This is a genomic window from Methanobacterium sp. BRmetb2 (assembly GCA_003491285.1).
In the GTDB taxonomy this organism is placed as follows: Archaea; Methanobacteriota; Methanobacteria; order Methanobacteriales; family Methanobacteriaceae; genus UBA117.
Genome location: CP022705.1, coordinates 555,377 through 571,119, shown reverse-complemented (window position 1 = coordinate 571,119; position 15,743 = coordinate 555,377). Strand labels below are relative to the sequence as shown.

General features: G+C 32.3%; 15 protein-coding genes. 11 read left to right on the top strand and 4 right to left on the bottom strand.

All coding sequences use genetic code 11. The annotated features are described in order from the left end of the window. The first annotated feature begins 11 nt into the window (after positions 1–11). The 7 genes from rimI to CIT01_02690 all read left to right on the top strand — a co-directional run bounded on the left by rimI (position 12) and on the right by CIT01_02690 (position 8,402). Positions 12–461: a ribosomal-protein-alanine N-acetyltransferase gene (gene rimI, locus CIT01_02720; GenBank protein AXV37192.1), complete on the top strand. Its 450-nt coding sequence runs from the start codon at positions 12–14 to the stop codon at positions 459–461. A gap of 153 nt (positions 462–614) precedes the next feature. Further along, positions 615–1,697, top strand: a complete 1,083-nt coding sequence (locus CIT01_02715) for a carbamoyl phosphate synthase small subunit (GenBank protein ID AXV37191.1) — start codon at positions 615–617, stop codon at positions 1,695–1,697. 85 nt (positions 1,698–1,782) lie between these two features. Further along, positions 1,783–4,956, top strand: coding sequence for a carbamoyl phosphate synthase large subunit (locus CIT01_02710; GenBank protein ID AXV37190.1), 3,174 nt, complete (start codon positions 1,783–1,785; stop codon positions 4,954–4,956). Positions 4,957–5,181: 225 nt separating this feature from the next. Beyond that, positions 5,182–6,333: a hypothetical protein gene (locus CIT01_02705; protein AXV37189.1), complete on the top strand. Its 1,152-nt coding sequence runs from the start codon at positions 5,182–5,184 to the stop codon at positions 6,331–6,333. A 264-nt stretch (positions 6,334–6,597) separates the two neighbouring features. Continuing rightward, a complete protein-coding gene (locus CIT01_02700; GenBank protein AXV37188.1) occupies positions 6,598–7,047 on the top strand; it encodes a universal stress protein UspA in 450 nt (149 codons plus the stop codon). A 94-nt stretch (positions 7,048–7,141) separates the two neighbouring features. Then, the gene (locus CIT01_02695; GenBank protein AXV37187.1) at positions 7,142–7,978 is read left to right on the top strand and encodes an inosine-5-monophosphate dehydrogenase; all 837 of its coding nucleotides are present in this window, start codon (positions 7,142–7,144) and stop codon (positions 7,976–7,978) included. A gap of 1 nt (position 7,979) precedes the next feature. Continuing rightward, positions 7,980–8,402, top strand: a complete 423-nt coding sequence (locus CIT01_02690) for a hypothetical protein (GenBank protein ID AXV37186.1) — start codon at positions 7,980–7,982, stop codon at positions 8,400–8,402. Positions 8,403–8,522: 120 nt separating this feature from the next. Here CIT01_02690 and CIT01_02685 read toward each other — a convergent pair whose 3' ends face one another. The 4 genes from CIT01_02685 to CIT01_02670 all read right to left on the bottom strand — a co-directional run bounded on the left by CIT01_02685 (position 8,523) and on the right by CIT01_02670 (position 12,393). After that, a complete protein-coding gene (locus CIT01_02685) occupies positions 8,523–9,575 on the bottom strand; it encodes a TIGR00268 family protein (GenBank protein AXV37185.1) in 1,053 nt (350 codons plus the stop codon). Positions 9,576–9,660: 85 nt separating this feature from the next. Then, on the bottom strand, positions 9,661–10,305 hold the full coding sequence (locus tag CIT01_02680) for a TfuA domain protein core (GenBank protein AXV37184.1): 645 nt from the start codon (positions 10,303–10,305) through the stop codon (positions 9,661–9,663). A 144-nt stretch (positions 10,306–10,449) separates the two neighbouring features. Continuing rightward, positions 10,450–11,646 (bottom strand): methanogenesis marker 1 protein, encoded by a 1,197-nt coding sequence (locus CIT01_02675; protein AXV37183.1) that lies wholly within the window; start codon positions 11,644–11,646, stop codon positions 10,450–10,452. 147 nt (positions 11,647–11,793) lie between these two features. Then, a complete protein-coding gene (locus CIT01_02670) occupies positions 11,794–12,393 on the bottom strand; it encodes a site-2 protease family protein (protein AXV37182.1) in 600 nt (199 codons plus the stop codon). 410 nt (positions 12,394–12,803) lie between these two features. Here CIT01_02670 and CIT01_02665 point away from each other — a divergent pair, with 410 nt between their 5' ends. The 4 genes from CIT01_02665 to CIT01_02650 all read left to right on the top strand — a co-directional run bounded on the left by CIT01_02665 (position 12,804) and on the right by CIT01_02650 (position 15,598). Then, positions 12,804–13,259: an HIT domain-containing protein gene (locus CIT01_02665; GenBank protein AXV37181.1), complete on the top strand. Its 456-nt coding sequence runs from the start codon at positions 12,804–12,806 to the stop codon at positions 13,257–13,259. Between the two features lie 42 nt (positions 13,260–13,301). Continuing rightward, complete coding sequence (locus CIT01_02660) at positions 13,302–14,297, top strand: aminopeptidase (protein AXV37180.1); 996 nt, start codon at positions 13,302–13,304, stop codon at positions 14,295–14,297. Between the two features lie 165 nt (positions 14,298–14,462). Beyond that, positions 14,463–15,395, top strand: a complete 933-nt coding sequence (locus CIT01_02655) for a type II secretion system protein F (protein AXV37179.1) — start codon at positions 14,463–14,465, stop codon at positions 15,393–15,395. Positions 15,396–15,406: 11 nt separating this feature from the next. Beyond that, complete coding sequence (locus CIT01_02650) at positions 15,407–15,598, top strand: class III signal peptide-containing protein (protein ID AXV37178.1); 192 nt, start codon at positions 15,407–15,409, stop codon at positions 15,596–15,598. Positions 15,599–15,743: the final 145 nt, after the last annotated feature.

Sequence of the window (15,743 nt, the reverse complement as noted above, 5' to 3'; positions counted from 1 at the left end):
CTGGAGATTATATGATTATTAGAGAATTTCGGCTACCTGATCTTAAAAGGGTTTTAGAAATTGAAAGAATGTCCTTTAATGATCCTTACCCTGCAAGTATATTGAAGGATATATATAATTTAGGTGCAGGATTTTTGGTTGCTCAGCAACATAATATTATTGTAGGATATATTATATTTTGGATCAGATTTGAAGATGAAGGTCATATAATATCCATTGCTGTGGATGAAAAAAATCGACGAATAAATGTTGGAAAAAATTTGGTAGAAACAGCCATACAAATCTTCAAAAAGTATGATATAAAAAATATTAAATTAGAGGTAAGGGCTAAAAATAAAGGGGCTATAAACTTTTATAAAAGCTTGGAATTTAATGAAGAAAAAATTGTTCCAGGATATTATGAGGATGGAGAAGACGCAGTTTTAATGTATAGATGTTTAAAAAATGTTAATAGTGATTAAATTAGATGTTAAATGACATAGCTCTAAAAAACATTAATAGAATCTAAATCTTATTAGGAATTTATCAACATTTGTAGAAGACTAAAGAATATAACTTGGCAATAGTTAGTTAAAGGTTTAAAATGCAGTATATATTATAATTGTGGTGATTGGATGGTAACAAAGGCAAAGATGGCTTTAGAAGATGGTACAATACTTAAAGGAGAAGGATTTGGTTATAATACAATAAAAACAGGGGAGGTTGTTTTTGCAACCGGAATGACTGGTTACGTTGCATCACTCACTGATCCCTCTTATAAAGGTCAAATATTAATGAATACTTACCCATTACAGGGAAATTATGGGATTAATCGTGATTGGTTTCAATCAGACAGGATACAAGCTGATGGTTTTATAGTAAGAGAATTATGTCAAAATCCTTCTCATTTTTCATCACAACAGAGTTTATCTGATTTTTTAAAGGAATATAAAATTCCTGGAATTTCAGGGATTGATACCAGAGCTCTTACCATCAAAATAAGAGAACACGGGGCTATGAAGGGAGTTATTGCTACTGAAGATATAGATGACGAGGAACTTCTTGAACTTGCAAAAAATCAGCCCTCCATTGTAGATCTGGACTTAGTGGACATGGTATGTGTAAAAGAACCCAAGGTTTTAGGCGAGGATTACAAACATAGAATCGCAGTCCTTGATTGTGGGATAAAAAATAATAGTATAAACGCTTTTCTCAAAAGAGAGGTAGGTGTTATATTACTGCCTTATAATACTCCTTATGATGAACTACTTAATTTTGATCCAGATGCGGTGCTGGTTTCAAGTGGGCCTGGAAATCCTGCTCGTGTTTCTCAAACAATAGAATCAGTAAAAAAACTTTCAGAAAAATTACCTATATTTGGAATATGTTTAGGTCAACAAATTATATCTCTGGCCTTCGGTGCGAAGATATACAAAATGAAATTTGGTCATAGAGGTGTAAATCAACCAGTTAAAGATTTAAATTCAGGTAAAGTTTCAATTACATCTCAAAATCATGGTTTTTCTGTTCAAGAAAGTTCAGTTAAAGAAATTCCACTTGAAGTTACTCAGATTAATTTGAATGACCATACTGTTGAGGGAATAAAACACAAAGAATTACCTATCACCAGTGTGCAGTACCACCCTGAAGCTGGACCAGGACCTCACGATACAGATTATACTTTTGATAAATTTGTGGATATAATGAAATCGTATTAAAATTACTTTAATTCGAAAAATTACTTAAATGTACATTAATGGAGTAAATAGCGTAATAATAAAAATAATAAATACGGGGATGTAAATGCAAGATCATAATATAAAAAAGGTGCTAATTATAGGATCCGGCCCTATTCAAATAGGTCAGGCCGCTGAATTCGATTATTCAGGGTCACAAGCCTGTAAATCTTTAATGGAAGAAGGAATAGAAACAGTACTTGTTAATAGTAATCCTGCAACTATTCAAACTGACATGGATACAGCAGACCGTGTATATGTTGAACCTCTTACACCAGAAATTGTGGCTAAAATAATTGAAAAGGAGAAACCGGATGCTGTTTTGCCTACTATGGGTGGACAAACCGGTTTAAACGTGGCAACGGGATTGGCTGAAATAGGAGCATTAGAAGGAATTAAAGTTATTGGTTCATCAGTTGAAACTATTAGGAATGTTGAGGACCGGGATCTTTTCGGTAACTTTATGATGGAATTAAATGAACCCATCCCTAAATGTAGAGCAGTTGATTCTTTAGATAAAGCATTAGCAGCTGTTGATGAGATTGGATATCCTATTATCGTACGTCCTGCTTTTACTTTAGGAGGTACTGGTGGTGGTGTTGCCCATAACGAAGAAGAGTTGATAGAAGTGGCAACCCGTGGATTGGATATGAGCTTTATTAATCAAGTTCTCATTGATGAATCAGTTATTGGATGGAAAGAATTTGAATATGAGGTTATGCGGGATAAAAATGATACATGTATAATTGTTTGTAACATGGAAAATCTGGATCCAATGGGTATACATACTGGTGAAAGTATAGTGGTTGCCCCTGCTCAAACCCTAAGCGATATAGATAATCACAGATTGAGAGATGCTTCAATAAAGATTATAAGGGCGCTTAAAATTCAGGGCGGATGTAACATTCAATTTGCAGTTAATCCTGATACTGGTGAATATAAGGTAATAGAAGTGAATCCTCGTGTTAGTAGAAGTAGTGCCTTAGCATCAAAGGCAACTGGTTATCCTATTGCCAAAATATCTGCAAAAATTGCTATTGGTATGACTTTAGATGAAATTCAAAACGATATTACTAAAGAAACACCAGCTTCTTTTGAACCTACTCTGGATTATGTTGTTGCTAAAATTCCCCGATGGCCATTTGACAAGTTCAAAGGTATAAGTAAAGAAATAGGAGTTCAAATGAAATCCACTGGAGAGGTAATGTCCATTGGCAGGACAATTGAAGAAGCTCTCCATAAAGCAATAAGATCTCTTGATATTGGAAGATTTGGATTTGACGAGGTTAAATATGACGAAGATCTCATTAAAAAAGCTACAGATGAACGGATATTCCATATATATACTGCTCTAAAATCAGGAGTTTCAGTTGACAAAATTCATCAGATGACTCAAATAGACAAATTTTTCCTCTATAAATTACTGAACATCATCAATTTTGAAAAAAATCTTAAGGGCGATATTTTTGATGAAAATAATCTAAGAAAAGCTAAAAAGATGGGGTTTTCTGATAAAAAAATATCAGAGTTAACTGGAGTGGATGTGGCAGATATAACTTCCTACAGGAAGGAAAAAGGAATAATACCAACCTATAAAATGGTAGATACTTGCGCTGCTGAATTTGAAGCTAAAACGCCTTATTACTATAGTACTTATGAATTAGAAGATGAAATTACTGTATCTGATAATAAAAAGGTAATAATTATTGGTGCTGGGCCTATAAGAATTGGTCAGGGTATAGAATTTGATTATTGTTGTGTTCACGCTGCTTTGGCACTTAAAGATGAAGGGGTAGAAACTATTATTATAAATAATAATCCTGAAACTGTTTCTACAGATTATGACATATCTAATAAATTATATTTTGAACCACTAACCTTGGAGGATGTTATGGCTATAGTGGACAAAGAAAAACCGGAAGGTGTTGTTGTTCAGTTTGGTGGTCAAACTTCTATCAATTTAGCAGTTCCACTGGCCAGGGAAGGTGTAAGTATATTAGGAACTCCCCATGAGAGCATAGATAGGGTTGAAGACCGAGAAAGATTTACCAAGGTTCTGGAACATTTAGATATTCCTCAGGCAGATTATGGAATTGCAAACTCTTTTGAAGAAGCCAGATTAGTTGCAGAACGTATTGGATTCCCGGTACTGGTAAGACCATCCTATGTATTGGGTGGTAGGGCTATGGAGATAGTTTACGATGATCTGGAACTCAAGGAATATATGAAGGAAGCAGTTAAAATATCTCCCGAACACCCCATTTTAGTAGATAAATTTTTGGAAGATGCTATAGAGGTGGATGTAGATGCATTGTCTGATGGAGAAACAGTTTTCATTGGTGGAATAATGGAACATATTGAGGAAGCAGGAGTACATTCTGGTGATTCTGCTTGTGTTATACCACCTCAAAGTATTTCTAATAATGTACTTGATGTTATTAAGGATTATACTAAAAAATTAGCATTAGAACTTGATGTTATCGGTTTAATGAATATTCAATATGCTGTTAAGCTGGATGATGAAAATAAGGTATACATTTTGGAGGCAAATCCAAGAGCTAGTAGAACCGTACCTTTTGTTAGTAAAGCAGTGGGTATACCATTGGCCAAGATAGCTGCAAAATTAATGATCGGATATAAATTAGTTGATTTAGGATTGACTGAGGATATAAAAATAGATCACGTTGCAGTTAAAGAATCTGTTTTCCCTTTTATCAAACTTCCTGAAGCAGATTCAGTATTAGGGCCTGAAATGAGATCTACTGGAGAAAGTATGGGGATTGATGAAAATTTTGGCGTATCTTACTATAAATCACAGCTTTCAGCCAACATGGAGTTACCAACTAAAGGTAAAATATTTATAAGTGTCAGGGATGCGGATAAAGACAAAATCCAGGATATAACTAAAAAAGCTGAAGAACTTGGATTTGAATTATTAGCCACCCGGGGGACAGCAGATGCTGTTAAAGGTCATGTTAAAATTGATAGAATCCGAAAAATTAGTCAAGGATCACCCAATATTAGGGATGCAATACTAAATGGTGAAATAGCCCTCATTATTAACACTCCTTCTGGAAAGCAATCAGCAGATGATGGATACTTTATTAGAAGAATGGCTGTTGAACTGGGGATACCATATGTCACCACATTGGCTGGTGCTAGGGCTGCTTTAAATGCTATAGAAAATGTTAAAGAAGGAGAAATTAATGTTAAATCATTAAATGATTATCACAATCAATAATTTTTTAAATCAAATCATTTAAGATAATATTACTTCGTTAAATTTAGAAATAATATAGTACTGGAAACATTCATTTCTTAATTTTCAGATTAATTTTCTTCATTTTTTTCAATTTTTTGGCCGTATCGCATCTTTTTTGAATTTACCCAGTTAAAATTTTCAGTAAATAATTTTTTGGATATAAAATCTTGAAAATATATAACAAGGGAGAACATAATTCATCACATGTTTGTAATTGAAAATGGTCTGCTTCTTTATGGTAAAAAGATGCAGCCATTAAAAGCTAGTATTTTAATTGAAGATGAACAGATTACAGAAATTACTACTAGTAAAATTCATAAAGGTAAAAAAATCGATGCTAATGGTTTTATTATAGCTCCTGCTTTAGTTAATTCTCATATACATTTAGGTGATTCAGTTGCTAAGGATTTAGGGGATGGAAAAGACATAACCCAAATTGTTAAACCTCCTAATGGTTTAAAACATAAGATGCTTGCTGAAACTCCGCCAGAAGATATTATTAAATCAATCAGGGAATCAATAATGGAAATGATATCTACGGGGACTACAACTTTTGTAGATTTCAGAGAAGGTGGAGTTGAGGGCATAAAATTAATAGAAGATGCGGCAGAGAATTTATCAATACGAAAGATAGTTTTAGGTCGCCATGATTCTTTTATTGGAAATCAAACTAGTGGAGAATTTATAAGAAAAATTGTTAAAAAACTGCTTAAATCTTGTGATGGGATAGCACCCAGTGGTCTTGGTGAAATTAGTGATGATGTGGCTTCAATTATCACTGAAGAATGCAGAAAACAAGGAAAAATTTCAGCAATACATGTAGCAGAATATGAAGAACTTCAAAGAAGTTCTTTAAATGAAAATGGTTCTACAGAAGTTGCAAGGGTGCTTAAACATGGTTTCAACATGTTAGTTCATTTAACAGCACCATTGAACGATGATTTAAATTTGTTAGCAGATTCTGATGCCTCAATTGTATGTTGTCCACGTTCTAATGGGGTTTTGAATGTAGGTATTCCTCCTATAAAAGAAATACATGATCATGGTATAAATACACTTTTAGGCACAGATAATGTAATGTTTAACTCGCCGAACATGTTACGGGAAATGGAATATTCTTTAAAAGTGACAAGGGGATATTATAAAGAATATTTCCCTCCAGAAGAAATTTTTAAGATGGCAACAGTTAATGCAGGGAAAGCATTGAATATGGATATAGGGTGCATAAAAGAAGGGATGCTAGCAGATTTAATTATAGTAAAACAGATATCTCACAATCCCATATTATCCCTTATAAATAGGACTGGAAAAGAGAATATTAAATTTGTGATAAGTGGAGGCAATATACTCAATTAACATGGAATAAATTGATAATTTATCTATTATTAACTACTCTTTCTAAAATGTAAAAATAATAATTATGACACATTGGATATTGTATACAATATTAATAATTTTGGTTCCAGACAATATCTTAAAACTTCATTTCATCAAAGCAGTACAATATAAATAATTGTATAATCCATATTATCATAATCATAAATATTAAAATAAACTTTATTTCCCGATATGGAGTTAAAATTAATAATGTATTAGGACATATTACCAAGAGGTGAACTCATGTACAAAAAAATATTATTGCCCACTGACGGTTCAAAATACGCGGACAAAGCTGCAGAACATGCTATATGGATTGCAAGTAAGAGTGGTGCAGAAGTCATAGTTTTAACAGTACTTGAAACATCTTCACTCGCAGGACTGCCTGCAGAAGATCTGATAGTAAAAATAAAAGAGATGTTGAAAGAAGAGGGGAAACGATCTCTTGAGAAAATTTCTGATATACTATCGGAAGAAGAATCTCATAAAGAATTCAATAAAGAGGTTAAAATTACCTTAAAAACCAAGGAAGGAGCCCCAGCTGATGAGATAATCAACATGATCAAGGAAGAGGATGTTGATCTGGTTATAATGGGAACCTCTGGAAAGCATGGTTTAGATAGATTTTTATTGGGAAGTGTGGCTGAAAAGGTGGTAAGATCATCACCCTGTCCTGTAATGGTAGTTCATTAATTGTTCTAAGCGTATTAAACAGATAAAATTTATTTACTAAATTTTTTTATTAAATAAAACTATTAGATGACTTAATAGATTAGTTGGTGTAACAATGCTCGTAAAAGAGATAATGTCAAAGGATATACACTATATCAAAGTTCCAGGTAACCGTTCCACGGCGCTGCGTTTGATGAGAAAAAAAAATGTTTCAGGTGCACCCGTAGTAAAAGAAGGAACTAAAGAACTGGTTGGTATAGTTACACGTACAGATCTGATAAACAATCCTGACGAAGAACAAATAGCTCTAATAATGTCAAGAAACCCTGTAACGACAAGTCCAGATGAAAATGTTAAAGAAGTAGCCAAAAAAATGTTAGATAACAATATAAGAAGAGTGCCTGTTGTTGATAAAAATGAATTAATAGGTATTGTAACTGCATATGATCTAATTGAACAAGCTATTTCTAAAATAGAAATCAAGGATCCAGTAAAGAATTACATGATAAAGATGATTCCCACTACTTGGGAGAGAACTCCTTTAAATGTGGCTTTTGAAATAATGAGGTACTTCAATCTAAAGGTTTTACTGGCATTGAATAAAGATGGTAAATTGTCTGGGATTCTTACTGAAACTGATTTTATAAATGAGAGTGAAGTTGTTTCTGAGAGAACTGTTCATAATACTTCAGTTGGTACGGAAGGGGATAAATGGTCATGGGACAGTAAAAATGTTCTTTATGTAATAAAAAACCATTTACGCTTTTCAGACAAAGAGGTTAAAGATGTTACCACCAATGATCTTTTAACTGCCACCACCAGAACAACAGTTACAGAATGCGCAAGCAAAATGAAACAGAGAAATATCGAGCAAATACCAGTGATTGATGTTGAAGGGGAATTAGTAGGACTGGTCAGAGCACACGATCTTATAAAAGCACTTACTGATTAAGATGACTAATAAATTAACTCTCAAAATAACAGCAGGAACAGATTGGATACGTGTAGCTGCAAAAAATGCAGGTGAAGTATCAATAAAAACTATAGAACTTAAACTTTTAATGGGTCACTGTTGGTGGGAAGGTTTACCTGCTATAGAAACTCTTTTAAATGTTCTGGAAAGCAACTTGAAAGACACAATATCCGAGGTTTATCCTCATCAGGAAATGATATTAGATTATAACATTCAGACTAATGATTCACTTGAAGATGCATCTCAGATAGAAATCCAGATTAATGAAATTTCAGTTGATGAAGAAGAGTTCGGAATTATTGGAGATATATTGTATCTTGAAGGATTAGATAACAGAGGAATATTCAAAAAAATTACCAGTTTTCGCAGAAAAATCAATGAAAATGTGTGTATAAAACTATAGGACTGTTAAATATTCAAGTTAAATAGTATTGTACCATTATTTTCTCAAAAAATTAATCTAGCTAAGTATGTGCTGTTTTTAAGCAATATTCAATTTATCCATGTTCAAATTTTAGTCACACTAAACAATCCTTCTTATATGAGGTAGAATATTAATCAACACATTCTCAGCATCTTCTTTATCCACAACTCGTCTTGCAACTACTTTACCCTTTTTAAAAATAGTGATATTCTTATTTTCCAGTTCTATCATGATTATACCCATATCCACGGAACATTTAGGTTCCCCGAGCAGGGAAAGGGACTTGCAAGTTTTTTCAATATCTATCATGTAGGGAAGCTCAGTTTCAAACATAATCTTATTCTTCTCGTCTTTGCACGGTTTATAAACTACAATATCTTTTTTATAAGTATCATAACCGTTAATATCTAATTTTATTCTTTTAAAACCAACAGAATTTAATTCAGATTTAATATGATTGATTTTTTGGATATCTAATATTTTTTGAAGATCATCTACCTCAATAGTTGTTGTATCTTCATCATCTCTCACCCGGACTGTTTCCATTTGGGAAATATTTCTAATAAGGGATTCCGCATAATTTATTCTGCTTATTTTTTTTGTAGTGATTTCCTGCCCTTTTGGAATTCGAGTGGCAAGACAAGTAGTTGATTTTGAAAAATCGAGATTCATTAACTTCAAAGCTTCCATAACATCTTCACTAGTCATACCAGCCAATAAAAGAGGACTTAATACTTTATTATCAAAGGTCACCATGATGCCGGGCCGGTCCTCTAGTAAATCGCTGATATTTGTTCCATCAACAATTTCCTCCACACCTAATTTTAGTGCTTCTTCTTTTAACTTAGCGTACATTTTGTTTTTACAGATATAACATCGGTTAGGAGGATTTGATTGGAAAGATTTGTCTTGTAAGAAGTTTTCCACTATAACTTCATGTTTTATTCCAACTTTTCGAGCGATCTCTCGGGCTTTGGTTACACATTCAGATGGTAGGACACCATTGTCAATGGTCACAGCGATTGCTTCTTTGGAAACTTTTGAAGCTATTTTTGCAATTAAAGTACTATCTGAACCTCCGGAAAAACCTATTAAAACCTTTTTGTTTCTTAAAGAATTCCTGATTCTTTCAATTTTTTCATTGAGCTTCATTAAAAACTACACCACTTCCACTTGTAAAAAAAATGATTTTTGGTAAATAATCTCGGGTAAGTAAATTAATAAAAATGATTTTTATTCAATCTACAAAATTTATCAATCTTTTAATATATTTTAAAACTGCTATAGCGTCTTTAGTTTTTACATCAACTTTATTCTCATCTAAAAATTTTTTTAAATTCTTTGAACGATTTTCATTTAATACATTAAAAATAATGTTGTAATTTCTTTTAGGATAATAAGTAGATTTTAATCGGCTTATTATTTCATTAAATTCATTTTTAGTTATTATTCCTTGTTTTAATGTTTTTTCCAAATTATACTTCATACTAATAAAAGCTTCTGATAGCTGCTGCATATTTTCTGGATTAAAAACCACAGCCACATCATCGTCTGACTCGATTGAACCGGATTTATACTGATTATAAACGTATCCAACACCAATCATTCCTAATTCATCCAGTTCAGAGGCTCTAAGTGCTCCCATACTTGCACCACCCACTATGATTACATTTTTATTCAGAGCATCTAATATTTCTCTATGGGAAACTGCAGGTTCTTGATGGAAAACTCCATCTATAATACCTATTATCTCTGCCCCATTATGTATAGCAGTAGTTATATCTCCACGCTTAACAGGTGGATGATATTCTGCTTTTAATATTTTTAGAGCTTGTGCAGGATGCAGAGAGGGGCCAGTAAATACAACAATTTTTTTTGTCATTATATTGAGATAATTTTAACAACATTTTAATTTTTCTTATTTTTGACCAAAACTTAGTTAATGGAAAAAATTTTTTAAAAAAAGTTAGATAGATTACCTATCAAAAAGGGTGTTTAGATTTGTGTAAAAAGATGATTTTAAATGTTAATTTAACAGTCTTACACCTTTTCTACCGGGGTCTACTGAAAAAACTTCTAATTCTGGTATAATTACTCTTACCACCGGTATTTCTATTTCTTTGCGGCTGAGATCTACAAATAAAACTTTTTTAAATCCTTCTCTGCCTAAAATTTTAAGAGAATTTTCAATATCAGTCTTAAATGATTGAGATGATCTGTTTTTCATTCCATTCAATGAGACGGTTTTTTCAGATTCACCAAACCAATGCTTGTTGATCCTTTTCATTCGCTCATAACCAGCCTTCCTCATGAAAACGGCCCTCACAGTGTCTTCTCTGGTTCCATGTATCTGGGTTGCTCTACTCTGGGCAACCTCAGTTAAAGCCCTAATTGCGGCAATTTCAGGATCAAGGTGGGTTCCAACTCCTAATGTTAGAAGAGCAGGGTCTTTCAGGACAGTATCATCAGCAACCGCGGCAATAGTGGTTGCTTTAATATCAGCAGTTAAATCCACCAATTTAACAGATATTCCCTTTTCTTGGAATTTAGATACCAGCTCTCTTATTATAGTATTTTCAGAATCAGTACAATCTATTTCAGGCTTTGATTCACGTTTTGCTTCAAAAAGACTCCATGCATCTCTTTCAATAACCTCAAGTATCCCATGAAATATTGCTTCTTCCAATTCATTTCCAGAGGCAAGTCCATTGGTGTTTGACTTGAATAGACTAAAAGTATCAGGAGCCGTGAATGGATGATAAACTGCATTAGCCGGCACTAAAAATTCCTGGTCATTTCCCGCATCAATGGATTTAACCCACAATAATTCAGTTTTTTCAGCATCAAAAGAAATTTGGGGTAATATCAACGATTCGGGATTTATAGAGTTTTCTAAGTCATTAAAATTTCCAGAAATAAATTTTTTTGATAAATCTTCTTTTTGAATTTCAGCAGAATATCTCTCAAAAGCTTCCATCATAGCTGATGCTTTGGCTTGACTTTTGGTAGCACCTTTACCAGCATAAATACTTACTGCACCTTCTTCTGCAGAAGGACGGATTGCTGAATAAACTGGTATTCCTAATCGGTCAAGATGGGTAATTTCAGCAATTCTAGTAATCCCTGCAGCCTTAAGCTTATTTTCTACCCTTTTTATTGTCTCTTTAGGGGCAATAGATCTATGGGTACAACCAAAATAGGTTACTGGAATATCTGAGAACATTGATTACCACTCAAATCTTCAATTTTTTTGTTATTTATAGTAAAGTTTACTATGAGAAACTATTCATCACTTATTTATTATTTTATTAGAAGATGATAATCTTTCTGTTAACGGATTTTTACTTAAACCATATATCTTAAAGTATGTTCAAATTAGTAATCCAAACATTAAACTTATCATGAAAACAAATGCAATAGCCATAGTAACAATCCAAATTAACGGATTCCATCGGAATACTTTTGCACCATCTAGAACACTGATTGGTATCAGATTGAACACTGCAAGAAAACTATTAACTGATGCTCCCAGATAACCTATCTCAAATATAATTCCATTCGAAGCAAATGGAGTTAGTAATAACCCTAAAAACATGAGAGTTAGAGCAATATTTGTTAACGGACCTGCAATGGAGATTTTTCCATTTTGATCATCTCTTATGTGATATCCATGTATATAAACAGCTCCTGGTGCTGCAAATACAATTCCAAACACGAAGGTTGTAACTAAAGCTAAGATCAAACCTTCTATCCACATTTTATATTCAGCATAGAAACCGTATCTTATAGCTACAAATTTATGGGCTAATTCATGTAAAACAAAACCTAAACCCACGGCAATTAATGTAATGGGCATTAATGTTAGGGCTACATTAATATTTCTATTACTGAATACGTAAGCAAATACCAATGCTATTACCAGCATGGAAATTACAATATCTCTTATTTCTTTGGATGTGAATTTTACCATATTTTACTAACCTTAATTTGTTACCTATATAATGGTTTCTATAATTAACCTTTTTTATTAATCATTAAATTTCACAAATAAGAATACTAACTAAGTGTATATTATACCAATTAGATATCTAAAAAAGAAAAAAAGTGGTTGCATTTGTTTTTGGTATCTTAATTCTTTAAATTCAATCTTAAATTCAGTTTTATCAGTTCTGTTAATTATTAATGATCCATCAATTTGAGTTATGAGTATACTTAACTAATTTTAGACCTAATAATTCGGTTTTATAAAAATGAGTAATTTATTTTACCAATTGAATTTAGATTTAGTTCATAAAATAATTAGATTTAAATCTATAATTATTCCCAATTATAATATAATTGATATAAAATAGTTATAGTAAAAATTCAAGGAGTTAATTAATGCCAAATATTTGTGAATTCTGTGAATTGGGAACCTATGGCGACTTTATTGGTGAATCTGATTATTGGACAATTTTTTTGGCTCCTAGTCAGCGATATCTGGGAACCTGTGTTGTGGTTTTAAAAAGGGAATGTAATGATTTAATGGAATTGAATACTGAAGAATGGGTTGATTTTGGTGGTTTAGTCTCAAAATTAGAATTGGCATTAAAAAAAATATTTAATCCTGCTTTGTATAATTGGAGTTGCTTTAAAAATGCTGCGTTTCGATCCAGTCCATCAAATCCTCAAATTCACTGGCATTTTATTCCGAGATACAATGGGAAGGTTGAATTCATGGGATTAACCTTTGAAGATCCTGATTTTGGATATATACCTCAACCCGTAACAAGAATAATTCCTGATAAAATTAGATCTGAACTTTTGAACTTAATAAAAGTCAATTTATCGCTATAATATTGATCTAAACAAAATATTTATAATCTTATGGAGAATTAAATGCAACTTAACAATATATTAGAAAAATTAAGTTCTAAAAATATGGATGCTATGGTTGTTTTAAAACCAGAAAATATCACATATCTAACTGGTTTTAAACCATCAAGTTTTTCTGTTTTATTATTAAAAGATGATCCTGTTTTATTTATTTCCAAAATGGATTTTGAAGATGTTCCTCCAAATTTAAATTTTTCTGTTGAGGAATTCACTTCTTTAAGTAATTTAAATGGATTTTTAAATGAAAAAATGACCTTTTTGGGTGTTGAAAATTCCATACCTTTAGGTGTATGCAAAAAAATTAGAAACGATTTTAAAATCAAGATAACCGATGTTATAGACACTTTTAGGCGAATTAAATCTAAAAAGGAAATAAAATGTATTAAAAAGGCTATAAATATTGCTGAAAATGCTTTTAAAAATACCCAGTTGGAAGGTTCAGACAATGTGGTAGCCGCAGAGTTAAATTATAACATGATGGTAGGAGGTTCATTGAAACCAGCTTTTGAGACTATAGTAGCATCTGGAACCGTTTCAAGTAAGCCTCATGCCAATATCCAGCAAAAATCCTTAGAAAATCCGGTATTGATGGATTGGGGTGCGGTTTATAATAATTATTGTTCTGATATTTCCCGAACCAGAGTTGAAACTGAAAAACAGCACGAAATACTTTCTATAGTCATAGAGGCCCAAAAAGAAGCTATTAAAATTATAAAACCCGGAATAAAAGCTTCATATGTGGATAAAATTGCAAGGGATGTTATTGCCGATTATGGCTATGGGGATAATTTTATTCACTCAACTGGCCATGGACTGGGAATGGAAGTCCATGAAGGTCCTTCTTTATCCAAAAGAGAGGAATTGAAAATTGAAAAAGGAATGGTACTAACAGTTGAACCGGGTATCTACATTGAGGGAGAATTCGGTGTAAGAATTGAGGATGACATCTTGGTTAAAAATAGGGCCAAGGTTTTGACCAAGTTAAATAAGATGATTTAGATTTTATAAAAAATTAAATTCAAAAAGTTAAATTTGTAAAATTAATTCAAGATAATTAAAAACTAAAATTCTGGACTTGCTTATCATTATATTCGACTATAATAAATTAATATAATAAATGATTATATATTATTAACTAATAAATAATATATTAAGGTGTAAAAATTGGCTGCTATTCCCGGTGTTTTAAAACCAATATCTAATGTCATTGAAGGCATAATACCTAATCGCTTTCTTATTAAAATTCAAGAAATATTGATAAGAACAGGGATGTATGTAAGAGCTTCTGAATTAATAACTCTAGGTTTGCTCACTGCATTGGGAGTGGCTATACTTGCTTCATTTTTATTTGCCCTATTTGGATCAAATCCAATTTTAGGATTTTTAATAGGTTTTGTTGCTCCTCCGGCAATTATAGGGATTTATATATTCTTTTTAATGGAACGCAGGGTTGACGCCGTTGAACAGGGGACTCCTGATTTTTTAAGGCAGGTCGCATCATTACTTCGTGCAGGGGTGGGTCTTGAAACAGCCTTAGAAGATGTTTCTAAACATGGGGGAGGACCTCTAAACGACGAACTTAAAAGAGCAGTTATCGAAATTAAGATAGGCAGAACATTTGAAGATGCAATTTTGTCAATGGGTGAGCGATTACAATCTAAAAATCTTGATAGAACCTTCCGTATGATCCTTGAAGGGCGTAAAGCTGGTGGAAGTTTATCTGATGTAATCGAAACAGTTGCAGAGGATTTAAGGGCTGTTTTAGCTTTAAAAAGAGAAAGAAAGGCTAATGTTATGATGTCTGTAATGTTTTTGGTAGTTGCTGCCATAGTAGCCGCACCTTTTGCTTTAGGAATGATAATGGTGTATTCGGGGTTTATAGAAAGTTTAGGAAAACCCAACCCCTTACTTGAATCTGCTGTAACTGCTGCAGGAGGATATATTATAATCCATTCCATAATTGCCGGACTTTTGATTGGAGTTATTATGTATGGAAGTGCTAGAAAAGGAGTGAAATTTGCAATACCTTTGGCAATAGCTGCTTATGCCATTTTCTATTTTGTGGGAACTTTTGCATCTATGTTCTTAAATTTTTAGTTGGTGTTATTATGAAAATAATTAATGAAGAAAGAGCACAAGGCTCTGCAGAGATGATACTAATTTTTGGTGGAGTTATTGTAATTGCAATAGTGGCTGCAGTTTATTATCGAACTTACTTGACTGGACTAGGTAACGAGATAAACACAACTGATGTGGAAAATGTTACAAACTCTATAAGTAATCTTAAAAATTTATTCTAAGAATCATATCTTTAATAAAATAGGTAATTATTCTTATTTCTGAATATTAAATTTAATACTCATTTAAAAAAGATATTATTTATAATTTTTATTAAAAAAGTTAGCTAATCAATTTTCGTTTTATTTTAGTTTATCTTTAAAATAT

Excerpts from the sequence above, each read along its gene's own strand:
- rimI (AXV37192.1), top strand. The coding sequence starts at position 12 with ATGATTATTAGAGAATTTCGGCTACCTGATCTTAAAAGGGTTTTAGAA.
- CIT01_02715 (AXV37191.1), top strand. The coding sequence starts at position 615 with ATGGTAACAAAGGCAAAGATGGCTTTAGAAGATGGTACAATACTTAAA.
- CIT01_02710 (AXV37190.1), top strand. The coding sequence starts at position 1,783 with ATGCAAGATCATAATATAAAAAAGGTGCTAATTATAGGATCCGGCCCT.
- CIT01_02705 (AXV37189.1), top strand. The coding sequence starts at position 5,182 with ATGTTTGTAATTGAAAATGGTCTGCTTCTTTATGGTAAAAAGATGCAG.
- CIT01_02700 (AXV37188.1), top strand. The coding sequence starts at position 6,598 with ATGTACAAAAAAATATTATTGCCCACTGACGGTTCAAAATACGCGGAC.
- CIT01_02695 (AXV37187.1), top strand. The coding sequence starts at position 7,142 with ATGCTCGTAAAAGAGATAATGTCAAAGGATATACACTATATCAAAGTT.
- CIT01_02690 (AXV37186.1), top strand. The coding sequence starts at position 7,980 with ATGACTAATAAATTAACTCTCAAAATAACAGCAGGAACAGATTGGATA.
- CIT01_02685 (AXV37185.1), bottom strand. The coding sequence starts at position 9,575 with ATGAAGCTCAATGAAAAAATTGAAAGAATCAGGAATTCTTTAAGAAAC.
- CIT01_02680 (AXV37184.1), bottom strand. The coding sequence starts at position 10,305 with ATGACAAAAAAAATTGTTGTATTTACTGGCCCCTCTCTGCATCCTGCA.
- CIT01_02675 (AXV37183.1), bottom strand. The coding sequence starts at position 11,646 with ATGTTCTCAGATATTCCAGTAACCTATTTTGGTTGTACCCATAGATCT.
- CIT01_02670 (AXV37182.1), bottom strand. The coding sequence starts at position 12,393 with ATGGTAAAATTCACATCCAAAGAAATAAGAGATATTGTAATTTCCATG.
- CIT01_02665 (AXV37181.1), top strand. The coding sequence starts at position 12,804 with ATGCCAAATATTTGTGAATTCTGTGAATTGGGAACCTATGGCGACTTT.
- CIT01_02660 (AXV37180.1), top strand. The coding sequence starts at position 13,302 with ATGCAACTTAACAATATATTAGAAAAATTAAGTTCTAAAAATATGGAT.
- CIT01_02650 (AXV37178.1), top strand. The coding sequence starts at position 15,407 with ATGAAAATAATTAATGAAGAAAGAGCACAAGGCTCTGCAGAGATGATA.